Here is a 23,777-nt window from a genome sequence, read left to right as displayed (position 1 = left end):
AAAAGTTTAAGTTTAGTGCATAAGCTTTCTTACTTTCCCCCTCCAGCAAGAATTGCCTTCTTGCAGTATTTGTGAACACAGAGCATTATTTTGGGGTAAAGTCGCCAGTTTACTGCACATCAAGAAGTATTTCCCTAGAAGCGTTAGCCAAACTTATCAGCCCACGTTTCTTGGTCAAGGCGATCAAGGAGATAGATTAAAGAGTAAATGTTATTACCAATATTGATTCTGCGACCTGATATTAACAAATGTTTAAATAATCTAGTTTACTTAGTCAAGCAAAAAGATTGGATTGCTTGGGTATGGAAATTTATTGATGGGATTATCGCCCAATTTTGCTATTTACCTGTTACTGCAACGACCTCTGCAACAATCAACTATTTACCAAATTGGCCGCAACAAAACCTAAGTAAGGCATACACTAGCAAGTACGTCTATGTATTTGCCAGCCAGATGCAAAAAAGCCAACAGCATTTTAACGAGATGAATCCAGCCGAAAGGCAAAGATTATTAAGACAGCTTAAATCAGATTACAGTCTAATACTTTTAAATTATTTTACCACAGACAAAACACTCAAAGAAAAAATTGATAAATTTATCAATACTATATTTTATGCTAATATTCCTGTGCCCCAAATCATCGAAATTCACATGGAGGTAATTGAAGAATTTTCTATCCAGCTAAAATTAGAAGGAAGAAGCAATGAAACCTTACTTGATTACCGCCTGACGTTGATAGATATATTGGCTCACTTGTGTGAAGTCTATAGGAGTTCGATTCCTAAATAAAATAAGTTTATTTATTAATAATTAACTTAGAACAAGCTAACACTGTTAGTTATTACCAACGTGCGAACACATCTTGTCTTTCTACTATCGTAACTAGCCTGTAAATATATGATTAAAGCCAAAAAAACCTACGTTCTCAAGCTTTACGTAGCCGGGAATACCCCTAATTCAGTTCGGGCATTGAAAACACTCAAAAATATTTTAGAACAGGAGTTTGAAGGTGTTTATGCTTTAAAAGTGATCGATGTATTAAAAAGCCCACAACTAGCAGAAGAAGATAAAATATTGGCAACGCCAACATTATCCAAAATTTTGCCTCCACCCGTTCGCAAAATTATTGGCGATCTCTCAGATCGAGAAAGAGTATTGATTGGACTAGATTTGCTTTATGAAGAACTGAGTGAAGCAGATTTTGAAGAGTAAAATAATTAATGATACAAGATCGCGTTTATAAAGTAAATTTTAACTATGTAGGGTAGCCATTATATTGCTCTAGTTCAGATAGCTTTACTACCCTTTATCCTAGAGCATTATAGCAAAATATTTATTTTTGCTATTTTTTTGTCAGATTGTTACCTAACACACCCTACTTGCTTAACATTTAGTTTATAATTAGTCTGGAAAAATTGAGTACAAATTTTACTAATAAAACAACAGTTTTTAATACCCTTTTATTATCAAGCAATGAGTCAAAACGAGCAAGTAGAACCCAAGAAGACACCAAAAAATGGGGGTGTAGAAAAAATTCGCACGATGATTGAAGGGTTTGACGATATTAGTCATGGTGGTTTACCAATTGGTAGAACTACCTTGGTCAGTGGTACTTCAGGTACAGGTAAAACTTTATTATCTCTTCAGTTTCTGTATAACGGTATTACCTATTTCGATGAAGCAGGTGTATTTGTTACTTTTGAAGAATCACCCAGTGATATTATTAAAAACGCCCATGTTTTTGGTTGGAATTTACCCCGCCTAATCGAAGAAGGCAAGTTATTTATTCTTGATGCATCTCCCGATCCAGAAGGTCAAGATATCGTTGGTAATTTTGATCTTTCTGCACTCATTGAACGCTTGCAATATGCCATTCGCAAATACAAAGCTAAACGAGTTTCAATTGACTCAATGACAGCAGTATTTCAGCAGTATGAAGCGATGGGAGTAGTACGACGCGAGATTTTTCGCTTGGTAGCACGTCTCAAAATACTGAGTGTCACCACTGTAATTACCACTGAACGCAGTGAAGAATATGGCCCCGTTGCTTCTTTTGGAGTGGAAGAATTTGTTTCTGATAATGTAGTAATTGTTCGCAACGTTTTAGAAGGAGAACGCCGCCGTCGCACAGTTGAAATTCTCAAATTGCGTGGCACAACTCACATGAAAGGCGAGTATCCCTTCACAATTACTAATGAAGGAGTTAACATTTTCCCTCTAGGAGCAATGCGTTTAACTCAGCGTTCATCTAATATCAGGGTATCTTCTGGTGTTAAAACCTTAGATGAAATGTGCGGTGGTGGTTTCTTTAAAGATTCTATTATTTTGGCAACAGGAGCCACAGGTACTGGTAAAACCTTGTTAGTAAGTAAGTTTATTCAAGATGGCTGCCTGAATGGAGAACAGGCAATATTATTTGCTTACGAAGAATCACGCGCCCAACTATCTCGTAATGCTTCTTCTTGGGGAATTGATTTTGAAGAATTAGAAGAGCAAGGTTTACTAAAAATAATTTGTACCTATCCTGAATCAACTGGTTTAGAAGACCATTTACAAATTATTAAATCAGAAATTGCTGTCTTTAAACCAGCTCGGATTGCTATTGATTCATTATCAGCATTAGCTAGAGGAGTGAGCAATAATGCATTTAGGCAGTTTGTAATTGGTGTAACGGGTTATGCTAAACAAGAAGAAATTACTGGTTTCTTTACCAACACAACTGACCAATTTTTAGGAGCGCATTCGATTACTGACTCTCATATATCTACGATTACCGATACAATTCTAATGTTACAGTACGTAGAAATTCGTGGAGAAATGTCGCGGGCAATTAACGTATTTAAAATGCGCGGATCTTGGCATGATAAGGGCATTCGCGAGTATAATATCACTGCTGACGGGCCCGATATTAAAGATTCTTTCAGAAACTACGAACGGATTATCAGCGGTGCTCCTACTCGCGTTAGTATCGATGAAAAGGCGGAACTTTCTCGCATTGTTAGACGTTTTGAAGACAAACAGAGTTCCGAACCCTAAATTTAGTATCGTAGTATATTCTTTCCTAAATTTAGTATCGTGCTATATTCTGTGGTGAAGAAAGGTTTTCTGCCGCTAGATTGATTTTCGTGTGAGGGATGCGGTGAAAGGACAGCAATTATTCTATAGCTTCTTGCCTGGTGTCACGGCAGCGGTTTTAACAACTCAGCCTGCTTGGGCTGGTACTGTAAAACTAACTGGGGTACAGCTGGCTTCTTCTCCTAGTGTTTTGACTTCTACTTATGGTCAAAGCTCGGTTGTGGATATGATGAATACGCAATTGCCGCATGGTGCAAATGTTAGTGTTCCAACCCTACTACCTGGTTTTGGTTTTACCAAACTTAGTATGAAGCCTTTAAGTAATAACAGTATTCCAGTATTTACGGCTGGAAATACTGTTGTGCCAATAAAACAAGTACTTAAGAAAGATGAAGGTAGATTTGTCAGTTTGACACCTACCTCTAATTCTTCCCAACAGCTAGATGTTAGCCGTTCTGCTCAAAATAACCAAAAACAGAGTAACTCAAGCATTTCTGGGCAGAAATCAGAGAGCATAGTAGTTCCCAACTACACTTCAAAACCTTCTTCTGTCCAAAGAAAAATTTTACCCCTGTCTTCTGCACAGCAGCCAGTGGTTAAAAAGAAAAATGCTGTTACTGAGTTGCAAACATTTTTACAAACTTCAGCTACAGGTGGAGAATCAGCAAAACTGTTGTCAGCAACAAGATGCCCACAGGAATCAGGGAAAAGCAAGACTAATTCCTCAGCGGCTTTGCTACTGGCTTCAAACAGCTGTTTACAACAAAATGCTATTGGCCGCATTGCTCAGAATAATACCTCAATTCCGGCAAATTCGACACAGGTTCCCACTGTACCAGGAACCGTAACTCCTGCACCAGGAGATTCAGTACAACCTTCCACTGTGCCGAGAACCACAACTCCTGTGCCATCAGGGCCGGTGCAAGTTCCCGATAACTTGATTCCTAGCTCAAATCCCTTGCAGTTTCCTACAAAACCGGAGGAAGTGAGACTTCAGGGAAATCAGCCGATTACTTTGGCACAAGCTCTGGAGCTAGCACGGCGTAACAATCGGGATTTACAGGTGTCTATTTTGGAGCTAGAACGGAATCGAGCGGTTCTACGTGAGGCACAAGCTGCTTTATTGCCAACTCTAGGAATTAGCGCTGATATTACTCGTAGTCAGTCTGCCAGTAGTCAGCTCTCGTCGAAACTCCAAGAACAACAGACGGGTATCTCATCGCCAGATGAAGCTGGTACATCTTTTTCCGGTCAAGCACAGCTGTCATATAACATCTACACTTCCGGGAGAGTGCAAGCTAGCATCAGAGCGGCTGAAGAACAGGTACGTTTCAATGAATTGGCTGTAGAAACTCAGTCTGAGACAATCCGTTTGAATGTTGCCACTGACTACTACAATCTGCAACAGGCGGATGAACAAGTACGTATTGCTCAGTCGGCTGTGCAAAACTCCGAGGCTAGTTTGCGTGATGCGGAAGCTTTAGAGCGAGCTGGGGTTGGTACGCGGTTCGATGTGTTGCGATCGCAGGTGAATTTAGCAAATGCCCAACAAGATTTGACTAATGCTAGATCCCAGCAGGCAATTTCCCGTCGTCAATTAGCAACTCGGATAAGTTTGCCGCAGGGAATAAATATCAGTGCCGCCGACCCTGTACAATTAGCTGGTCTTTGGAACCCAACGCTAGAACAAAGTATTGTGCTGGCTTATCAAAATCGTCCAGAATTGCAACAGCAGTTGGCACAACGCAATATCAGCGAACAACAGCGTAGACAGGCTCTTGCAGAACTGGGCCCTCAAGTTAGTTTAGTAGGTAGTTACAACCTACTAGACCAGTTCAATGATAGTGTCAGCGTTACTGATGGTTATTCATTGGGAGTTAGAGCAACCATCAATTTATATGATGGGGGAGCGGCAAGAGCAAGAGCAGCTCAGTCTAGTGTTAATATTGCGATCGCAGAAACTCAATTTGCTGAACAGCGCAACCAAATTCGCTTTCAGGTAGAACAAGCCTACTCTACCCAGCAATCTAGTTTGGAGAATGTTCAAACCTCTAACACCGCTTTAGAACAAGCTAGAGAAGCTCTACGTTTAGCGCGTTTGCGATTCCAAGCTGGTGTAGGAACTCAAACTGATGTCATTAACTCTGAAAACGACCTCACAAGGGCTGAAGGTAATCGAGTCACAGCAATTTTGGATTACAACCGTGCTTTAGCTCAGTTACAACGGTCTGTTACCCTCAGAGCGCTACGCTAGTACTGCTGACTTCATCTCTTAATTAAAAATTCTGAAAGCCTCATTGAAAGATGAGGCTTTTTAGTCAAAAAGACCGGAATTTTAACTCTCTACACGCCTAAAATTCCCACCGATCATCTGAAAGTGATTTAAATTGGCGTGAGTTCGACGAACCTCTCCCTCTCCGAAACGGAAAGAGAGGAGCAAAGAAAAATTCAGCTTTTTACTCCCCTCTCCGTGTCGGAGAGGGGCTGGGGGAGAGGTCAAATAGACTTGTCGAACTCACGTTAAATTGCATAACTTAATTAAATATTAGTCTTTTTGAGGTGGGCAACATGAGCGCTCTCTAGATGAAAATTAAATATGGCACAGTCTAATTCTTAACTGAACTTTCCCACAGGGATTTTGAATTTTGAAAGTGCCGCGAAAACGCATAACAGGAATTTTGTGAAATGATGTAGCATAACTGAATGTTCGCTCGCTAGCCTTGTCAAAGACTCATGACTAAAGTAACATCTCAAGAAATTGCACAGTTTCGCTCTCAATTGGCTGACGATCCTAGCGATATGGAAGCGCTGGATTTGATTGAAGACTGTGATGGAGATTTAGAAGATGCGGCGATGACGCTAGCTATTAGAGCAGGACAACAACCAGAAAGAGCAAATTCTGAGTGGTTAGATGCCTTGGCTAGAAAATGGCGTGTGGTTATTTGCGAACAAGAATACCGGGAAGATTTGCTTAATACTTCACCTCAAAAGATGATGGAACATCTAAAAGCAATGCCGACATTTCCCAAGATTTTGGCAACGCCAGTTTTGATATATGTCCTCAAACAAGGCGTAAACAATTTTTGTGAGCCACTAGATTCGCTCAAGTGAGCAGCCCACATATATTTAACTAATGCTTAACTTGCGCGATGCCTGCGGCGGGCTACGCCTACGCGATTTGCAGTTGAGTTTAATACAGACCTAACCCCCAATCCCTTCTCTACAATGGAAGGGAAGTAAGCATCAATACTTTTTGGGTTTTGGGGGAAAGGGGAAAGGCAAAGGGTTTGAATTTACCTTTCCTCAGACCAAAAGAGAGATTAGGGATCTGCGGGTTAATAGTATCCCAACTAGACGGGTTTCGACTGCGCTCAACCCTCAGCCATCGAGAGTTGAGCGCAGTCGAAACTCGGTTTACTGGTACTTTATTTTTACGCAAGTCCCTTATTGGGTTTATCCGAAAAGTATTGGAGTAAGAATCAAAGCCTTTCCCAACTCCAAACTCTTACCCAATGTAAGATCGATTCGACCAAGACTGATACGCTGTTAATTAAGGCAAAACTTATATTAGACAAATTGTAAAATCAATGAATTACCTTGTTGCCGTATTACCAGACCGCATTCAAGCCGAAGCTGCTTACTTAGCTTTAGAAGAAGAAGGCATAAACAGTACTATCCTTGGGAAGGGCTATAAAACGGCTGACGAGTTTGGCTTAATTGACCCCAAAGACCAAGCCAAAAAGCAAGCACAACTGATGGCAACCTGGCTGATACCATTTGGCTTTTTTGCAGGTTTTACATTCAGCCTCATCACTGGTTTAGATACTTTTGCCTGGGCGGGTGAAGTTGGCAATCACATCGTTGGCGGACTGCTGGGTGCTGCTAGTGGTGCTATGGGTGGTGTGGTTGTGGGTGGTGGAGTCGGTTTACTCATCGGTGGTGGTGATGCCTTGCCTTATCGAAACCGCTTAGACGCGGGTAAATACTTAGTTGCCGTTCAAGGCTCTGAAACTCTGACTCGGCAAGCGACCCGAATATTACGTCAGTTTGATCCAGAAAATATCCAAGGTTATGCTGACACAAGTAGCGTGTGACAAAAAATACTGGTTTACGCATTACAACACACAGGATTTACTTTTGAAGCGGTAAAAGTACTGGTCAATTTTGCCTTTACTGGGCGAGAACTTAAAAGAATTATCGCTCATTCTCTAGACGATCGTGTTGCCTCGATTTGAATTTTGAAAAAACTAGGAATGCAACAAATTCCTAGCAATGGGAACCTGCTGAAATGGGAATTAAAGTTAGAATCAAGACAGTTATAGCAGTTTAATTCTCAATTCCTAACTCATAAATTTTAAGAATGTTGCCACGAGAAGAACTTTTAAAGGGTGTTGAAAATCGAGATAGTGTAGCTCGTGTAATTGATCAAGCGGAACAAGCTATCAAAACTTGGGAAGTGGTTTTGACAGATTTTCTATCTCCCCCAGAATTAGCGGAAATTCAACGGGTGTTTAACCGATTAACAGAAGTGGAATTAGTTGCGTGGGGCGGATATCCCCAAGCTGAACGCCAAAGAATAGCGATCGCTCGTTCAGAACTTCCCCTAGATCAATCTCAAGTCAGCCTTGTCGCCGTGGAAATTGCTGGTAACTTCTTGTTTGATACCGCCTCTCACCGCGACTTTTTAGGCGCAATGTTGGGAACAGGAATTGTTCGTGAAAAGACAGGAGACGTTATTGTCTTGGGAGAACGAGGGGCCCAGGCGATTGTCGCCCCAGAGTTAGTAGAATTTTTGGAAATGAGTCTTAAGCAGGTGCGATCGGTTCCTGTGAAGACTCAGCGAATTGAGATAACTGAATTAAGGGTTCGGGAACCAAAGAAAAAAGAACTAACTACTGTGGAGGCTTCTTTGCGGTTAGATGCGATCGCATCTGCTGGTTTTGGTATGTCCCGCAGCAAAATGGTTGACTTCATTGATGCTGGTGATGTTCGCGTTAATTGGAAGGAAGTTACACAAGCTAGTTCTCAAGTCAAATCAGGTGACTTAATCGCCATTCGCTCTAAAGGGCGTTTAGAAGTTGGGGAAATCGCAGTTACAAAAAAAGACCGTTACCGAGTTCAATTAACAAGGTATATGTAATCAGTGAGGAGTTAAGAGTTTTAAATTCACCAGTTTCTTTATCCCCCAATTCTTAACTCCTAAGAGGATTTTTGAAAAGTCTACCCTTATATTCAGATCCTCCCTATCCCTCCTTAATAAGGGTGCAATAACCTTCTCAAAGTCCTCCTTTTTAAGGAGGATCTAGGAGGATCTTAAGTTTTGGATACCTCAGTAACCACTTTTAAAACAACCTCTTAAGCTTTAAAGTGTTTTGCTAATATATTCAGCAGAAGTTTGCGCGGTACGAGCCGAGATAATTTGCTTCTAATTTGAGTGCTAGTATCAGAACTAATAACAGTTGGGTAGCCTTTTTCCAAAGCATCTAAACATTCCCAGACAACTTTTTCGGAAGAATACACTTTATCCGTACTACTTGCCAGCGCTGGAGGAAAATTAGCTTCCGCAAAAAAATTTGTTTCTATTGGCCCTGGACAAGTAACCAAAATACGGACACCATATTGACGATTTTCTGCCCATAGTGCTTCACTAAAACTAAGAATAAAAGCTTTACTGGCAGCATAAACAGAAAGGTATGGTATTGGTTGAAATGCGGTAATAGAGGATACGTTAATAATACTTCCAGACCGTCGTTGCCGCATCAAGGGTAGAAATTTATGGGTTAAATCTACCAATGCTAAAACGTTTAATTGTACAATTTTAATTTGTCTTTCTCCATCCCCTTCGGCAAAGTCGCCATAGTAACCAAAACCAGCATTGTTGATTAATAAGTCAATAGTTAATCCCTTTGCTTTAGTGGCATCAAATACAGTAGCAGCTGCATTAGATTCCGTGAGGTCTTGGATTATAACGTCTACTTGAATTTTGTGTTGTTCTTCTAGTTGTTTAGCTAATTGACTTAGTTTCTCTTTGGAACGAGCTACGAGTACAAGATTTGTCTTGCGTGCAGCTAGTTCCTGGGCAAAAGCTTTACCAATACCACTAGAGGCACCAGTAATTAAAGCAGTTGGCATTCTAAATATTTAGATAGTTTTTAATCAGCCTATAAATCTTAACTATGCTGGCTATAATTTTTAACTACCTAAAGTGATATACCCAAAAGGGTAAAACCATCACTTAGTAATGAATAAGGGTCATGTCCCAAATAATTATTTTTCTCATAGCGATTCAAATTTATTTTGAATTACTAGCTACCATTTTTCAGACCAATAGATTATTTCTGAGGCGGAACTATTAATAGCGACACCATAGCTATCTCCATGATTCCATTTGAAGCCAGGTCTGCCTTTGTCGTCTGCATTTAATACTAGTATTTCATAAGTAGCTGGAAAAGATTCTGTAGAAGAGTCACTGGTGTAGAAAAAAGTTGTCGGTACACCGTTAAGTTGATTTATGTGGTCGTTTGTGTTACCACCTCTATATTTGTACTTTGCACTATTTCTGTATTGTGACAGTAATTTTTCTATCTTATTTGGTGGCTGTTTCAGCCTAATTTGAAAAAAAGTATTTCCTTGCAAAAATTCTGGAGAGTAAGCAATACGAACATCTTTGGCATCAGTAGGAATCTGATTAGGAAAATGTTTTACTCGATCATTATCAGACCATAGCTGATTACGAATTTCTTTGTAGCGTGATGTATCAGTTATTATTTTAGGCTCGCTAGTACTGCTAAAAGCTGTTCTGATAAAAAAGCTTCCCCCGACAATACAAAGGCTAGCAAGGGCTAATAGAAATGGCGATCGCTTCATGAAGTTGGGTGCGTCTAACTTTCATAGTCATATACCCAACTAATAAACTATATTCGTACTATTGCGGATATAGCATCAGAGATATTAACAAAAACTTTGTGTATTTAGGTAAAATTGGGGCTAATTATAAAATTAATGTGAAGTTAGTCAATGATTATCTAGTCAAAAACCGCAGGTTGGTCTCGTTCAGACTAGTACTAGTTTTATAGCTAACGAAATCAATTCCACAGTTATCCATTTTTTTCAATTCTTCCTGATGCAGCAAGAATTAAGGCGGATATATAAATAGTAGATGCACCTTAATTAAATCATAGCCCTCCGCTTTTAGTTGAGGGCTTTTTTTAATTAAATTTATAATTTTAAAATAAAATAAATCTGTTTAAAAAAGTAATTTACCCGGATATAGCAATTAATAAAGCGGATTAATAAATGGTAGATGCACCTTAATAAATTACAGCCCTTAGCTTAACGCTATGGGCTTTTTTATTACTTATAGTTTTTAATGTGTCGATAAAATAAATTTGTTAAAAAACCTAATTTTCCCGGATATAGGAATTAATAAAGCGGATTAATAAATGGTAGATGCACCCTAATAAATTACAGCCCTTAGCTTAACGCTATGGGCTTTTTTGTTACTTATAGTTTTTAATGTGTCGATAAAATAAATCTGTTAAAAAACCTAATTTCCCCGGATATAGGAATTAATAAAGCGGATTAATAAATGGTAGATGCACCCTAATAAATTACAGCCCTTAGCTTAACGCTATGGGCTTTTATTATTTAAATATAGATGGCAGCAAACCAGGAGCTAACCATACTGCATAACCAATAAATCCAAATAGCAAGGTAATTAAGACAGTAACGGCGTAGCTGATACAAATTAATAAACCGTCAGATTCGATGGTGGCAACAGTCAAAAGTAAAATACCTATAGTGGGGATAGGATTTGTAAACGGAATTGGTAATATTAAAAATATTGTTAATAAAGAGATACAAAACCCATTAATTCGCCAAATCAAAGGATTATGGGCTATTTTGGCCAATCGGGGACGGGCGATTTTCTGTAAAACTTTGGTAAGATGTCCCAAATTTTGTAAAAGTAACTCAGCAAAGGGACGAGGAAACTTGTAGTTAGCGATTCTTTTCGGCAGCCAAGGCGATCGCCTCCCTAAAACCATTTGCGCTGACAACAGTAAACAAGCACCACCAAAAGGGCCAGTTAATCCCGGTGGCATAGGAAATAAAAAGGGCAAAACTAATAATGTAATCACCAGGCTGAATCCTCGTTCTGAGGTTTCTGCCAGAACATCACCTAGAGTAAGCGGTTGTTCCGCTAGGCGTTGTAACAGGGACTTTATATCTTGAGAAAATCTCAGATGCATTTGGTGTGAGTTGATGCAACTTCCCACATTTTTAGCAGAGGGAAATACAGTAAGTGGAGGAGATGAGGGAGAATACTCCTAACTCCTAATTTCTGGAGGCGCTAAAACAGCTATAGCTTTAGGTATAACCCTAAAATGAGCCGGTGTGTAAGTAGTGATTTCACCATCTGTATTGATAGGCCGGGGTTTGCGAGTATATACTTTTATTTCTTGACCTTGAAGAGAACGTACACTCTCCCAATGTATATGTCGCCCTTCTCGCATATCAGGAAGTAATAGTATAATCTGCCACCAGTGTTTAATTTCCAAGCTATAGAGGTCTAGCCTTTGGTCATCTATTGTGGCATCGTCAGCCACTGCCATACCACCGCCGTAATAACGGCCGTTACCTACAGCAATTTGTACTGTTTTTACACGAACTGATTCACCATTGATTACAATCTCCGCAGTAAAAGGTCTAGCTTCCCAAATGACTTGCAATGCAGTGGCGGCATAAGCAAAGATTCCCCAACGGCGTTTGACTTCTTTGGTAAGTCGCTGGGTAATTTTTACACTCAATCCTAGACTGGCAACGTTAAAGAAGTGCTTGCCATTCACCCAACCCAAGTCGATATGACGTAAATTTCCATTTGCAATAATTTGGCAAGCTTCGCTGAGTGAATTCGGGATTTCCAAAGTCCTCGCTAGGTCGTTGGCAGTTCCTAAAGGCAAGATTCCCAAGGGCAACTGAGTCTCAACTAAAGCATCGACTGCTGCATTGAGAGTGCCATCTCCTCCACCAATGATTACTAGATCAACTTGATGCTGATAGCGAAATATAACTTCAGTAAGATGTTTTGGGTCTTCTGTAGACTCCTCAATTAAATCAAAGCCGAGTGTTTTCAGATATTCAATCGCTTCCGACAGACTCTTTTGCCCTTGGCGGGCATGACGATTTATTAACAGCAGGGCGCGGGAACTCATGGGTAGTACCTTTTGTAGTTGATATGTCCAATTATCCGCATCTATGTATTCTGCTTTAAGTTGGCTCTAAAAAAGTGTTTAAATTGTTATGATATTCATCAAAATTTTATTTTTTCAATACTTATTATGTTATTGTAAGCAACTTTTAATTTCTCTTTTATCTAGTTTATCTCTATTAGTCCTTGCTGGGTTGATACTCAGTAGATATGATTGTTACTCACTAAATGACTGTATTTGAGTATTTTTATTGTTAGTACGATATTTATGACAATTTTATAATAACCAGACCATAATTACAAACAATGCAAGATTTATTATTTGTATAGATACATATTTATAGATTAAATTATAGAAATAAATTTTATCCAGGTTGAAACCATTAGCTTTTACAGTATTGGCTGCAAACTTTATATAGCAAAAGCTACATATCTCAGATGACTGTTGAAAAAAGCTCTAGTTTTTAAGCGGTAACGCTACGAGAACAGAATGACAGCAAAAGATCCCTTTAAAACATTGTTTAAACTAGACTTTATCAAAATAGAATTCAGGAGTCAGAATTTAGAAGGATTCTGTACGACTGGCGAGCGAATGAATAAAAAAGTCACCTGTGCCGTTTAACTGGATTCATCCACAGTTCTAAGTGACTAAATGCCTGTGAAAAAAGTAACGTTAAACATAAATAAACCACCGCTACACCTGCATAAATCTCAAAGGCGCGATAGTTATCAGCAACAATTAACTGTCCTTTACGTAGTAATTCTTCCAACCCAATTACAGAAACTAAACTAGTATCCTTCAACAAACTGATAAAGTCATTACCCAAAGGTGGAATCATTCGGCGAAAAGCTTGGGGAAAAATGACATAACTCATCGTTTGTATAGAACTCAATCCTAATGATTGTGCTGCTTCTGCTTGTCCTGTTTCAATCGATTGAATCCCTGCACGCACAACTTCGGCAGTGTAGGCGGCGTTATTCAAACTTAAGGCAATTATTCCAGCAGTTAGGCGATCAAAAGTAAATGTAAAACCAAGTTCTTGCGAAATTGCTGGTAAACCAAAGTAAATCATAAAAATTTGCACCAATAAAGGTGTTCCCCGAAAAAAATCTACATAGGCTCTCGCTAGCCAACGCACAGGTGCAATCCGAGAAAGTCGGACAATACCAATTAGGGAACCTCCAATTAAACCAAAAACTACAGAAATTACCGTTAATTGTAACGTTACTAATGCTCCCTGCAATAAAGTCGGAAAAGCCTGCAAAATTACAGCAATTGAAGTAAATATTTTAGGTGAGCTAGTACTATTCTGGTTTTCAAATGGTGATTTAGCTGGTAGTAATGGCGGTTTGATTTTAAACCATTTTTGGTAAATTTGAGAATAAGTGCCATTTTTTAACACTCTCTCCAAACCATCATTTATTAATGCCAAGTTTGGCGAATTTTTAGCTGTAGCAATGCCATAGAACTCCTCCGTCAGCAATTGCTGTACTATTTTTATTCCCTGAAGATTGCCCGTATTAATAGCATATAAAGTCACTGGCGCATCATTGATTACCGCATCCACATTACCATTGGCCAATTCTTGTAGGGCTACAGGTGCTGAATCAAAACTACGAAGTTGCACTCCAGGAATACTCTTAGCTTTTGCAGCTCCAGTTGTCCCAATTTGAACTGCAATTTTTTTATTTTTGAGACTGTCAAAGCCAGTAATATTTTGATCGTCTGCACGGATTGCGATCGCTAACCCAGCTTTAAAATAAGGACGGGAAAAAGAAATTGTCTTTGCCCTCTCCTCTGTAATCGTGATCGAACTAATCGCCGCATCTACCGTTTTGGCTGCCAAAGCCGGTATCATACCATCAAAAGGCATACTTTGAAAATCGACTTTAAATTTAGCTGCAACTGCGATCGCATTCATCAAATCAATGGAAAAACCCTGTAACTCACCACCTTGTTTTTTAAACTCAAAAGGTGGGAATGCTGGTTCTGTAGCAACCCGCAAAGTTTTCCCCGCACTAGAGTTCACAGCACAGCTAGCTAATAACAAACAACCAAAACTAACAACCACACACCAGCGCAGCCAACCCCCAAAACCAAACTTAGCCATATTATTTTCTCTTACCTCTGCGCCTCTGCGGTTCCTTAAAACCTTACAATCAACTGTAGAGCAGCTTGGCACAAGTAATGAACAATACCATCCCCGCAATTATTTTTGATAATATCGAAAAAAATTTTGGTTCCCTAAAAGTCCTTAAAGGAATCACAGGCGAAATCAACCGGGGAGAAGTTGTTGCAGTTATCGGTTCCTCCGGCTGTGGTAAAAGTACCCTATTACGCTGCTTTAATCGCTTAGAAACCATTGACAACGGGCGTTTAATAATCAACGGTATCAACTTATCCCGGCCCACTGTCAACTATAATCAACTGCGCCAACTACGGACACAGGTAGGTATGGTTTTTCAACAGTTCAACCTGTTTCCTCATCTCAGCGTCCTGGAAAATATGACACTTGCACCGCGTAAAGTTCTGGGTAAAACACCCAAGGAAAGCGCCCAACTAGCGAGATTGTATTTAGAGAAAGTTGGCTTACACGACAAAGCATCTGCTTATCCCGAACAACTTTCTGGCGGACAAAAGCAACGAGTAGCGATCGCCCGTAGCTTATGTATGAATCCCCAAATCATGCTATTTGACGAACCCACCAGCGCCCTAGATCCCGAACTCGTCGGCGAAGTTTTACAAGTGATGCAACAATTGGCAGCAGAGGGAATGACAATGGTGGTTGTCACCCATGAAATGCAATTTGCAAAAGAAGTAGCCCATCAAGTGATATTTTTAGACAAAGGCATTGTGACAGAAAAAGGTTCAGCTTATGAAGTACTGACTAATCCTCAAAGCGATCGCCTGCGTATTTTCCTCAGTCGTCTTCAAGTAATTCGTAATTCGTAATTAAAGGCTTCCTTTAAACTCCTCACTCATTACTTCCTACTCATTACTTCCCACTTAGCACGGGCTAAACGCCCCGCTACCGCTAACAGCACTAATTAAAGATACTCGCGCAAGAAATCAAAGGGATCGTCTTCCCAACAAGGCTCAGGTATCAGCCAAAACAAACTAGCACTGATGTCGGCTTCAATTTCATCACCATCGTCTCTATCAAATAGTTCTATCAAAGCTGTCAAATCACGTTCTCTCAGAGACGTTAACGATGGGGTATATACCTGGAAATTATTTGAGTAATTCACGCGCAAAGTTGTGCTTGACAGCCGTAAAAATTTAGTATAGAAATTTGTAAATAATCAGATTTTAGGTTTGACAACCGTAGTTAAATAGTTATTTTGATACTCTTAGATATAGGCTACTCTCATTAGTGTCTCATAATTTCCATAGGGCTGCTATAGTATTTATTACATAAATACAGACTGAATTTACTCAGACCGGAAAAAGTCTTGAGGCTGTGATTCGACTAATTCCACTCCAAATACTTCAGCAAAGCACTGTGCTACATAAAAACGGACTTCTTGGCAAGTAATACCTGGAATCCACTCGGCTAAACTGCCTACAGGTTTATCAGAAATACCGCAGGGTACAATGCGCTCAAAGCCTTTCATATCTGGACAAACATTTAATGCAAAGCCGTGCATCGTAATCCAACGGCTGACTTTAATCCCAATAGCCGCAATTTTCCGCCCTTGTAACCAAACACCAGTAAAAGCCGGAATTCTTTCTCCCTGCAACCCATAAACTCTCAATACGCGAATTATGACTTCTTCGAGTTGGCGTAAGTACCAATGCAGGTCTTTACGATAACGTTGCAGATTTAAAATTGGATACCCCACTAGTTGACCGGGACAATGGTAAGTAACTTCGCCGCCTCTTTCAACTCGATGCACATCATATTCACCTTGATCAATATCAAATTTGATAAAGTCTGAGTTGCTTCCTTGCCCCAAAGTGTAAACAGGTGGATGTTCTAGCAAAATTAACACGTCATCTAGACTAGGGTCATGGATGCGTTCATTGAGGAGCGATCGCTGCCATCTATGAGCATCTAAGTAAGGCATTAATCCTTGGTTATACAGCAAACAATGATTGTTGTGTGGTTCTTTACTACGGATCATGCCAAAAATCAACTGGTATTAGGAATAAAATATATTGCGATTTACAGGATTGCAGTCCAAAAGTGTCAAGATTTGCAAAGGATTTTAAAGGAAAGTCAAGGGAACATGCATTAGAAAATACAAAGTGCTAGTTTGAATATACAACCTCAATAGGTTTTAGGAGGAATTCTCTGCAATAAGCATCATGCCAAGACAATTAAGAAGGATGCACTGGCTGATGACTCTAATAATCTTGTTTGCATATTAAAGCAAGATGAACTTCTATAAATACTCGTGTTGTCGATCAACAGAGAGTAAACCTCAACCGGACACAGAAGGAGCAACTATCAACAGTTCTGTAAGCGTTGTTTTAATAGAGAAGACAGTTACGAGAGCGATCGCTCAAATTTCCTCACCAAATAGTTCTATGTGGAAATCCAATTGGATATCAGCGCAGAGATGAGGAGGAAAATTAAGGGTATAATGAGCAAAAACTTAGATGCAGTAAGCTTAAAAATAGCTTACCAGCAGTAGATAGAAACAGTTCACAATTTGTTTTGGCGGGAGTAATAGACCTTACCGCAATTTCTTTTCATACAAAGCAAATTCACACATCAAATATTCAGTGGGAGAGTTTACATGAAGCTTGTCATCCACAGCAAAAATATTGAAATCACCGATGCGATTCGGGAATATGTACATCAAAAGATTGAAAAAGCAGCTAGTCACTTTCAGAGCATCACAAATGAAGTGGATGTGCATCTTAGCGTAGCCCGTAATCCTCGAATTAATACTAGACAAGCAGCTGAAGTAACTATTTACGCTAATGGTAGCGTTATCCGTGCCGAGGAAAGTAGTGAAAATCTATATGCCAGCATTGACTTAGTTGCAGATAAAATTGCCCGTCAACTGCGGAAATATAAAGAACGCCGTCAAGATCAGAAAACTCAGTCCCAACCAGTAGAAGTAGTTGTTGCAGAGTCGGTAGTCCCAGATTTAATTGGCGATCGCACTCCCGAATTGCCTAACGAAGTCGTCCGCACCAAATACTTTTCCATGCCACCGATGACCCTTGCAGAAGCCCTGGAACAACTGCAACTAGTGGGACACGACTTTTATATGTTCCGCAATTCTGAAACTGGAGAGATTAATGTAATTTACGAACGCAACCACGGCGGTTATGGTGTGATTCATCCCCGCAATGGTAACGGTCATACTAACGGCAAGAATGGCAAGTCAAGCCACAATAATATTGTCATGCCGGAAAAGTTGCATTCTAAATAAGGAATTGGGAATTGGGAATGGGGAATGGAGCAGGGGGACAAGAGGTGAGAACTTGAAACAAATCTTTCCCCTTGTCCCCAATTCTCCTTGTCCCCAAGTCCTTTTCCCAATTCCCATTTACCATTTCCCTATTTTGCAATTTGTTGCAAAGTTTTCAATGCTTCCTCAACATGACCTTTAAAGTTCAACATTGAATCAAACACGTATTGCACAACTCCCTGTTGGTCAATGACGTAAGTAACGCGACCAGGGAATAAGCCAAAGGCTGCTGTTGCGCCATATAGCTTCCGTACTTGGTCGCCTTTGTCAGTTAACAGGGTAAAAGGGAGATTATATTTCGCAGCAAATTTTTGGTGAGATTCGCTAGAGTCAGCACTTACACCGACAACTTCAGCACCAACACTTTTAAACACTTCATATTGATCGCGAAAGGCGCAGGATTCAGCCGTACATCCGGGTGTGTCATCCTTGGGATAAAAATATAGGACAACAGCTTTTGTGCCACGAAAATCTTGGAGGCTCACTGTTGAACCGTTTTGAGCAGGTAGAGTGAAATTAGGAGCAGTATCTCCAACTTTGACTGGCATAACAAGTGGTGGTAATTACTTAACAAAATTTTACCTTGTATCCGAGTATATAAATTTTGCTTGATTAGCTGCATCAGGCGGGGTAGCTTAGATACTCATCAAAGAAAAAATTCCCTTTATGCGCCTGACTTCACTGGATGTTTTTCGCGGCATTACGATCGCTGCTATGATTCTCGTCAATATGGCGGGAGTCGCAGATGATGTATATCCTCCCTTAGCCCATGCCGATTGGCACGGTTGCACGCCAACTGATTTGGTATTCCCCTTCTTTCTCTTTATTGTTGGTGTAGCGATGACTTTCTCGCTGTCAAAGTACACCGAAGATAACAAACCCACCTCAGCTATTTACTGGCGCATCTTCCGCCGCGCCGCTATTCTGTTTGCCTTGGGATTGTTACTAAATGGCTTTTGGAATCAAGGTGTTTGGACTTTTGATTTGAGTAGCATCCGAATCATGGGAGTGTTGCAGCGCATCAGCATTACCTATCTCCTGGCTTCCTTGATAGTTCTCAACCTTCCGCGCAAAGGTCAATGGATACTTGCAGCAGTGATACTCATTGGCTACTGGCTAATGATGATGTATCTACCAGTGCCAGATTATGGGGCGGGAGTTCTAACACGAGAAGGTAATTTGGGCGCTTATATTGACCGGATGATTATTCCCAAAGCACATCTATATAAAGGAGATGGTTTCAAATTTATGGGAGATCCAGAGGGACTGTTCAGTACTATTCCCGCGATAGTAAGCGTCCTCGCTGGCTACTTCACCGGTCAATGGATACGCAGCCAACCTGTACAATCACGCACAAGCATCGGGTTAGGATTATTTGGAGTTGGTTGTTTAATTATCGGTTGGACGTGGGGCTGGACATTTCCCATTAATAAAAAGCTGTGGACAAGTTCTTATGTAGTCTTTACTAGCGGTTGGGCGTTAATTTTGCTAGCAGCTTGTTATGAACTCATCGAAGTCCGGCTGAATCGTCGCTGGAGTAAACCTTTTGAAATTATGGGCTTAAATGCGATCGCACTTTTCGTTCCATCGGTTTTGTTGATTAAAATCTTAGTGAAAACCACTATCGGCACAGCTAAAGACGCTCCCAGTACCTACAATTGGATTTACCAGAATTTTTTCGCATCTTGGGCGGGACTTCTGAATGGTTCCCTGTTGTTTGCCTTAGTCACCGTGTTGTTGTGGTGGGGTGTTGGTGTTCTGATGTATCGGCAACGTTGGTTTCTCAAAGTGTAATACTATATCTGGTAAATCACACGTCACTAGTTAATTGCGACTAAAATTAGCGATCGCCTACGCCATCGCCAGGTTTTTTTAGGTTTGCTACTCTAGCCTACGAAAATACTGAGAAAAAGCGATCGCAAGAACACTTGTTTGAGCGGACACAATATCAACTCTGCGTTTTACTGTTAAACGCAAATATGCAAATTTTTGATTTGCCTTATATTTTCTACTAGCCAATATTCTGAATTAATTTACTTCAAAGCAGCCGTAATAAAGTAAAAATATTTTTTTGTAGTTTACGTTTGAGTGTTAACTAGGTTACAACAGGTATTAAGTAATCCTTTTTTAACACTCAAGGAACAAAGACGATCGCAGGGTTATCTATAACTCTTAATAAACTCATTTTCGTTCTTATTAGGCAACTGATAGAAATTCTGATGTCTGACAACAAGCCGTTTCTAAAATTCCGAATAAAGAAGCGTCTAGAAACTTTTCTGTGTGTTGAAAATTATTATTTCTCCTAATTCACTAAATTAATCCATAAAAAAATTGTGAGGTAATGAATGCATCGCATTAAACTTTGGGTACTTTTGCCAGTTACCCTGATATTGGGTTGCTCAAATCAACTGTTTCAATCTAGCCCATCTGTGGCAAACTCGAATCCAGCAGTAGTTCAACCAACCAGCCCAACTTTATTAGCAACGGCGAGTTATCTTTCACCGTTGGAACAACAGGTAATTATTGAAACAAATAAGGTACGAACAAATCCCAAATCATATCTCCCGATTCTAGAAAACTATAGGAAGCGCTTTGAAGGGAACCGAGTCAAAATTTCTAATAATACCTATTTGCGAACTCAAGAAGGAGTTAAAGCAGTCGATGAAGCGATCGCATTTTTGAAATCTGCACGTCCTGTAGGAGCGTTGAGTGCCTCTAAAGGTATGTCTTTAGGAGCAAAAGACCATGTTAAAGACCAAGGGCCAAAAGGTGCTACAGGTCATGATGGTAGCGATGGTAGCAATCCCTTTAATCGCATCAACCGCTATGGTAGATGGGAAACAACCGCAGGCGAAAATATCAGCTATGGCCCAAACACTGCCCAAGATATCGTCATGCAATTAATTATTGATGATGGCGTGCGCGATCGCGGCCATAGAAAAAATATATTTAACGGTGCTTTTAAAGTGTCTGGCGTTGCTTATGGAACTCACAAATCATATAGAACAATCTGCGTAATTGACTACGCTGGAGGTTATAGGGAAAAAACGTAAACGTGGGTTCCACTAATCCCGGATTTCTCATGCATAGTGTAGGCAAAGGGAGAAGAGGAGTGTGGGGAGTGTGGGGGGTAAGACTTCTTCCCCATCCTCCCACACTTCCCACACTTCCCACACATCCCACACGGCTATTCCCCTGCAACCCAAGCACCATGAAATCCATAAGGCACTCGTTGAGGAATTATCACCCGCGCTACAGGTTCAGCCGTCACATCTTGGGCATTCACCACTACTAATTCTGAAGTATTTGAATTCTCATCATGAACGAAAGTCACAAGCCAGCCATCATCCTCAGCAATTGCACCAGGACGCGGCGCAAATACAGCTTCACTACCATAGCGTCCCTGTCCGAATTTGTGGGTTTGTGAATTTCCACTGCTGAAATCGTACTTAATTATACCTTCAAATAATGGTACGGGACTATTTGCAATTTTGTTAGTATAGCCATATCGGGTTTGCCGCCCCAATAGATTTTCGTTGATGCGGGGAAATTCTGAAGTTACATCGTCCAACAATTCTTCACGCACTGTCCCCGTGCTGAGGTTAAATCGCCAGCGATACAAACGCGGGATATTTCCTTCTGGATCGGGTTGCGAATCATCAGAAATCAACACGGTAGTAGAACTCATACGACAGGCGATCAGCACTACTTCATCTCCATCTTCGTAAGCATTGAGGGTATGGAAGACGTAGCAAGAGGGGCTCTCAAACCATCGGATATTACTGTTGTCACCATGACGTGGTAGGATGCCAAAACGACTGGGGCGATCGCGCTCGAACATCATCACAGGTTCTCCTCGTTGCGATCGCTCGGCGCTAAAAGTCAGAGGCAAATCCATGAAAATGGTGTAGTTTTCAGTGATGGCGAAATCGTGCATCATCACTCCTATGGACAGGTCAATTGGCACTGTCCGCAAAAGTTCGCCTTGTGCTGAGACAACACTATATTGCAGGTATGGTGGCGTAAATACAGAGTAGCCAAAGAAGATCATCTCGCCCGTCACCGGGTCTACCTTGGGATGAGCTGTGAAAGCAGAAATTAGTTTCCCATTGTAGGTATACTCGCCAATGGTTTCCAATTCAGGAAGCTTGATGGCGTGAGGTTTACCACTTTCGTTCAGCGCCAACATCTGACCCGCGTGCCATACTAAGGCAGTATTGGCGGTGTTTTTGCGGGGGCCGTGGGGATTATCCATTCGTGGTGGTTCTAAAAACCCACTCCACAGAGCCTCACCCGCTTCTCGTTCTTTTTTCCATCCGGCTGTCTGGACGTAGCGGTTACGATAAGTGGCTACGCCGTTGCTAATTTGCACACCATGTAACATTCCATCTCCGTCAAACCAGTGATATTGACCGATAGGTGTCCATTGAGGGTTAGGGCCATTCCGTACAAACATCCCTGATAAATCAAGGGGTAATTCACCGATGACTGGCAATTTGTCGGTGGTGATTTCTTCACGGATTGGAGCAAAATTGCGATCAAGATAAGGATTTACTGCTATTGTTGGCATTTATAAAATTTGGTAATGTGATGGATATGGTTTTTGGTGAGCGATAACATTAATCGCTGTCTTCAACCAATTAATATAAGTCTGTTCTCTTCTGATTAACAACTCCAGCACCAGCCTTTGCATTACCTGCTCACGGTTGGCAGAATCATCACCAAGTGATGGCAAATCAATGATTTCGCATTCAGCAAGCTTTTTGCTTCGAGCCGCCAATTGTTGCTCCAGTAGGTGAATGATTGCTTCATTCGATAACTGATCTGCAAAATGCAACTGGACTAGCATTGGTTCTCGTAAAGTTGGTAACGGCTGATGAGTCCCAAGCCATTGGGCAAATTCGGCTTTCCCTAGCTCCGTCACAGTGTAAACTTTGCGATTGGGGCGATCGTGCTGAATCTCAACCGTACAGGTAATCCAGCCTTGCTCAACTAGCTTATCGAGAGTTCTGTAAATTTGTGCCTGGTCTGCTGGCCACAAATGGGCAATACATTGATCAAAGCAGCTGGTTTTGAGGTCGTAGCCCGTCATTTCTTGCTGCTGAAGAAGACCTAGAATTACGTATGCTAGGGACATTAAGACTGTTTTCCCATAATTGACATTTTCTCACTAGGTTCTATAACTATCTACTTCTTATAAGTTTATGCTAATATGTGATTAATCCAATATAAGATACAACTTTTATAAAAAGATATGTTGATTTTCATACGTCTTAACAAGGAAACTGAATACATGAACTGAGATTGGGCAGATGGTTAATGGTGCTGTTTGTACAAGACGGTGCGGAAGTGGCGATGTATGTTGAGTGTTGAGCCTGTAACCAGATGGGAATCTTACTAGATAGAGTGTCGTGAAGAGAAAGTTGAAGCGGCAAGCGTCTACGCATCGCTACGGTATCACTCAACAAGCCAGTTGTTCGCTACAGTCTATTGGCGATCAATACTGATGCAGCAATTATTTAAGCCATTGAAGGCTATTGTAACGAGAGGATGATTAACATTGACTTCTAACACACTTTCACAAAGAATACGTCAACATCAATATCTGCGTGATTTACGAAATAAATTACTCCACCTTCATAAGATGTTGTTGGAAACAGAACGCATTGCCTATGAACAGGTTAGTGGACGAGTATCAAGCGGAGAATTACTTCAGTTAGTTATCGCTCATGAACAATTTGCTTGGCTACATCGCATTTCTGAGGTAGTTGTGCAAGTTGATGAAATGCTCGAAGCTGATGAACCGATATCTTTGGAAGATTTTGAAAAGTTGATTACTGATGTCCGCACGCTGATTGTACCTTTAGAGACAGGTAATACCTTCGAGAGAAAGTATTACAATGCTCTCCAGCGCGAACCATCTGCTGTGTTGGCACATGCAGAAATATCAAGGTTTCTCATGTCTAAAGTTTAAGTCATTCCCTGTCACTCCGACAGGGCATGACTTGAGATAAAATCTACTGGTATCAGAATAACGAGCTTTGCGATCGCTAGATGCTAGATAACA

The 23,777-nt window shown here is 40.6% G+C and carries 22 protein-coding genes; 12 read left to right on the top strand and 10 right to left on the bottom strand.

Annotated features, from left to right (window positions below; genetic code table 11):
- Positions 1 to 207 precede the first annotated feature (207 nt).
- The 7 genes from FD724_RS28415 (at position 208) to FD724_RS28385 (ending at position 8,215) form a co-directional block, all read left to right on the top strand.
- Entirely contained in the window at positions 208 to 789 is a 582-nt protein-coding gene (locus tag FD724_RS28415; protein ID WP_179074907.1) for a KaiA family protein, read from the top strand.
- 108 nt (positions 790 to 897) lie between these two features.
- Positions 898 to 1,212, top strand: a complete 315-nt coding sequence (gene kaiB, locus FD724_RS28410) for a circadian clock protein KaiB (RefSeq protein WP_114082480.1) — start codon at positions 898 to 900, stop codon at positions 1,210 to 1,212.
- Between the two features lie 261 nt (positions 1,213 to 1,473).
- The gene (kaiC, locus tag FD724_RS28405; RefSeq protein WP_114082481.1) at positions 1,474 to 3,036 is read left to right on the top strand and encodes a circadian clock protein KaiC; all 1,563 of its coding nucleotides are present in this window, start codon (positions 1,474 to 1,476) and stop codon (positions 3,034 to 3,036) included.
- Between the two features lie 103 nt (positions 3,037 to 3,139).
- Positions 3,140 to 5,329, top strand: a complete 2,190-nt coding sequence (locus FD724_RS28400) for a TolC family protein (RefSeq protein WP_179074906.1) — start codon at positions 3,140 to 3,142, stop codon at positions 5,327 to 5,329.
- 479 nt (positions 5,330 to 5,808) lie between these two features.
- Complete coding sequence (locus tag FD724_RS28395) at positions 5,809 to 6,186, top strand: hypothetical protein (RefSeq protein ID WP_012409408.1); 378 nt, start codon at positions 5,809 to 5,811, stop codon at positions 6,184 to 6,186.
- A gap of 476 nt (positions 6,187 to 6,662) precedes the next feature.
- On the top strand, positions 6,663 to 7,169 hold the full coding sequence (locus FD724_RS28390) for a hypothetical protein (protein WP_179074905.1): 507 nt from the start codon (positions 6,663 to 6,665) through the stop codon (positions 7,167 to 7,169).
- 266 nt (positions 7,170 to 7,435) lie between these two features.
- Positions 7,436 to 8,215, top strand: a complete 780-nt coding sequence (locus FD724_RS28385; RefSeq protein WP_114082484.1) for a photosystem II S4 domain protein — start codon at positions 7,436 to 7,438, stop codon at positions 8,213 to 8,215.
- Between the two features lie 215 nt (positions 8,216 to 8,430).
- On the opposite strand, the gene FD724_RS28380 is transcribed toward FD724_RS28385, so the two are convergent.
- The 5 genes from FD724_RS28380 to FD724_RS28360 form a co-directional block, all read right to left on the bottom strand.
- The gene (locus tag FD724_RS28380; protein ID WP_179074904.1) at positions 8,431 to 9,207 is read right to left on the bottom strand and encodes an SDR family oxidoreductase; all 777 of its coding nucleotides are present in this window, start codon (positions 9,205 to 9,207) and stop codon (positions 8,431 to 8,433) included.
- Between the two features lie 177 nt (positions 9,208 to 9,384).
- A complete protein-coding gene (locus FD724_RS28375) occupies positions 9,385 to 9,942 on the bottom strand; it encodes a hypothetical protein (RefSeq protein ID WP_179074903.1) in 558 nt (185 codons plus the stop codon).
- 776 nt (positions 9,943 to 10,718) lie between these two features.
- On the bottom strand, positions 10,719 to 11,324 hold the full coding sequence (locus FD724_RS28370; protein WP_179074902.1) for an exopolysaccharide biosynthesis protein: 606 nt from the start codon (positions 11,322 to 11,324) through the stop codon (positions 10,719 to 10,721).
- A 78-nt stretch (positions 11,325 to 11,402) separates the two neighbouring features.
- Positions 11,403 to 12,287: a lipid kinase gene (locus FD724_RS28365; protein ID WP_179074901.1), complete on the bottom strand. Its 885-nt coding sequence runs from the start codon at positions 12,285 to 12,287 to the stop codon at positions 11,403 to 11,405.
- A 601-nt stretch (positions 12,288 to 12,888) separates the two neighbouring features.
- Entirely contained in the window at positions 12,889 to 14,394 is a 1,506-nt protein-coding gene (locus tag FD724_RS28360; protein ID WP_179074900.1) for an ABC transporter permease subunit, read from the bottom strand.
- A gap of 77 nt (positions 14,395 to 14,471) precedes the next feature.
- On the opposite strand from FD724_RS28360, the gene FD724_RS28355 reads away from it, so the two are divergent.
- Entirely contained in the window at positions 14,472 to 15,236 is a 765-nt protein-coding gene (locus FD724_RS28355; protein ID WP_114082490.1) for an amino acid ABC transporter ATP-binding protein, read from the top strand.
- Positions 15,237 to 15,331: 95 nt separating this feature from the next.
- Here FD724_RS28355 and FD724_RS28350 read toward each other — a convergent pair whose 3' ends face one another.
- Entirely contained in the window at positions 15,332 to 15,469 is a 138-nt protein-coding gene (locus tag FD724_RS28350; RefSeq protein WP_372726496.1) for a hypothetical protein, read from the bottom strand.
- Between the two features lie 246 nt (positions 15,470 to 15,715).
- Positions 15,716 to 16,408 (bottom strand): lipoyl(octanoyl) transferase LipB, encoded by a 693-nt coding sequence (gene lipB / locus FD724_RS28345; protein ID WP_179074899.1) that lies wholly within the window; start codon positions 16,406 to 16,408, stop codon positions 15,716 to 15,718.
- Positions 16,409 to 17,026: 618 nt separating this feature from the next.
- Here lipB and hpf point away from each other — a divergent pair.
- Complete coding sequence (gene hpf, locus FD724_RS28340; protein ID WP_179074898.1) at positions 17,027 to 17,671, top strand: ribosome hibernation-promoting factor, HPF/YfiA family; 645 nt, start codon at positions 17,027 to 17,029, stop codon at positions 17,669 to 17,671.
- Positions 17,672 to 17,799: 128 nt separating this feature from the next.
- On the opposite strand, the gene FD724_RS28335 is transcribed toward hpf, so the two are convergent.
- Positions 17,800 to 18,258, bottom strand: coding sequence for a peroxiredoxin (locus FD724_RS28335; protein ID WP_114082494.1), 459 nt, complete (start codon positions 18,256 to 18,258; stop codon positions 17,800 to 17,802).
- A gap of 118 nt (positions 18,259 to 18,376) precedes the next feature.
- Between FD724_RS28335 and FD724_RS28330 the strand changes: the two genes are divergently transcribed.
- A complete protein-coding gene (locus FD724_RS28330) occupies positions 18,377 to 19,504 on the top strand; it encodes an acyltransferase family protein (RefSeq protein WP_179074897.1) in 1,128 nt (375 codons plus the stop codon).
- A 551-nt stretch (positions 19,505 to 20,055) separates the two neighbouring features.
- Positions 20,056 to 20,763, top strand: a complete 708-nt coding sequence (locus FD724_RS28325) for a CAP domain-containing protein (protein WP_179074896.1) — start codon at positions 20,056 to 20,058, stop codon at positions 20,761 to 20,763.
- Between the two features lie 134 nt (positions 20,764 to 20,897).
- Here FD724_RS28325 and FD724_RS28320 read toward each other — a convergent pair whose 3' ends face one another.
- Positions 20,898 to 22,280, bottom strand: coding sequence for a carotenoid oxygenase family protein (locus FD724_RS28320; RefSeq protein WP_179074895.1), 1,383 nt, complete (start codon positions 22,278 to 22,280; stop codon positions 20,898 to 20,900).
- The gene (locus FD724_RS28315; protein ID WP_179074894.1) at positions 22,281 to 22,847 is read right to left on the bottom strand and encodes a PadR family transcriptional regulator; all 567 of its coding nucleotides are present in this window, start codon (positions 22,845 to 22,847) and stop codon (positions 22,281 to 22,283) included.
- Positions 22,848 to 23,270: 423 nt separating this feature from the next.
- Between FD724_RS28315 and FD724_RS28310 the strand changes: the two genes are divergently transcribed.
- Positions 23,271 to 23,684, top strand: a complete 414-nt coding sequence (locus FD724_RS28310) for a hypothetical protein (RefSeq protein ID WP_179074893.1) — start codon at positions 23,271 to 23,273, stop codon at positions 23,682 to 23,684.
- The last annotated feature ends 93 nt before the right edge of the window (positions 23,685 to 23,777 follow it).

The sequence above is a fragment of the Nostoc sp. C057 genome (assembly GCF_013393925.1).
In the GTDB taxonomy this organism is placed as follows: domain Bacteria; phylum Cyanobacteriota; class Cyanobacteriia; order Cyanobacteriales; family Nostocaceae; genus Nostoc; species Nostoc muscorum_A.
Note: the sequence above shows the minus strand (reverse complement) of the source record. Positions and strands in the feature narration are given on the sequence as shown.

Coding starts and splice junctions, on each gene's coding strand:
- FD724_RS28415 (WP_179074907.1), top strand. CDS start 208: ATGTTATTACCAATATTGATTCTGCGACCTGATATTAACAAATGTTTA.
- kaiB (WP_114082480.1), top strand. CDS start 898: ATGATTAAAGCCAAAAAAACCTACGTTCTCAAGCTTTACGTAGCCGGG.
- kaiC (WP_114082481.1), top strand. CDS start 1,474: ATGAGTCAAAACGAGCAAGTAGAACCCAAGAAGACACCAAAAAATGGG.
- FD724_RS28395 (WP_012409408.1), top strand. CDS start 5,809: ATGACTAAAGTAACATCTCAAGAAATTGCACAGTTTCGCTCTCAATTG.
- FD724_RS28390 (WP_179074905.1), top strand. CDS start 6,663: ATGAATTACCTTGTTGCCGTATTACCAGACCGCATTCAAGCCGAAGCT.
- FD724_RS28385 (WP_114082484.1), top strand. CDS start 7,436: ATGTTGCCACGAGAAGAACTTTTAAAGGGTGTTGAAAATCGAGATAGT.
- FD724_RS28380 (WP_179074904.1), bottom strand. CDS start 9,207: ATGCCAACTGCTTTAATTACTGGTGCCTCTAGTGGTATTGGTAAAGCT.
- FD724_RS28375 (WP_179074903.1), bottom strand. CDS start 9,942: ATGAAGCGATCGCCATTTCTATTAGCCCTTGCTAGCCTTTGTATTGTC.
- FD724_RS28370 (WP_179074902.1), bottom strand. CDS start 11,324: ATGCATCTGAGATTTTCTCAAGATATAAAGTCCCTGTTACAACGCCTA.
- FD724_RS28365 (WP_179074901.1), bottom strand. CDS start 12,287: ATGAGTTCCCGCGCCCTGCTGTTAATAAATCGTCATGCCCGCCAAGGG.
- FD724_RS28360 (WP_179074900.1), bottom strand. CDS start 14,394: ATGGCTAAGTTTGGTTTTGGGGGTTGGCTGCGCTGGTGTGTGGTTGTT.
- FD724_RS28355 (WP_114082490.1), top strand. CDS start 14,472: ATGAACAATACCATCCCCGCAATTATTTTTGATAATATCGAAAAAAAT.
- lipB (WP_179074899.1), bottom strand. CDS start 16,408: ATGATCCGTAGTAAAGAACCACACAACAATCATTGTTTGCTGTATAAC.
- hpf (WP_179074898.1), top strand. CDS start 17,027: ATGAAGCTTGTCATCCACAGCAAAAATATTGAAATCACCGATGCGATT.
- FD724_RS28335 (WP_114082494.1), bottom strand. CDS start 18,258: ATGCCAGTCAAAGTTGGAGATACTGCTCCTAATTTCACTCTACCTGCT.
- FD724_RS28330 (WP_179074897.1), top strand. CDS start 18,377: ATGCGCCTGACTTCACTGGATGTTTTTCGCGGCATTACGATCGCTGCT.
- FD724_RS28325 (WP_179074896.1), top strand. CDS start 20,056: ATGCATCGCATTAAACTTTGGGTACTTTTGCCAGTTACCCTGATATTG.
- FD724_RS28320 (WP_179074895.1), bottom strand. CDS start 22,280: ATGCCAACAATAGCAGTAAATCCTTATCTTGATCGCAATTTTGCTCCA.
- FD724_RS28315 (WP_179074894.1), bottom strand. CDS start 22,847: ATGTCCCTAGCATACGTAATTCTAGGTCTTCTTCAGCAGCAAGAAATG.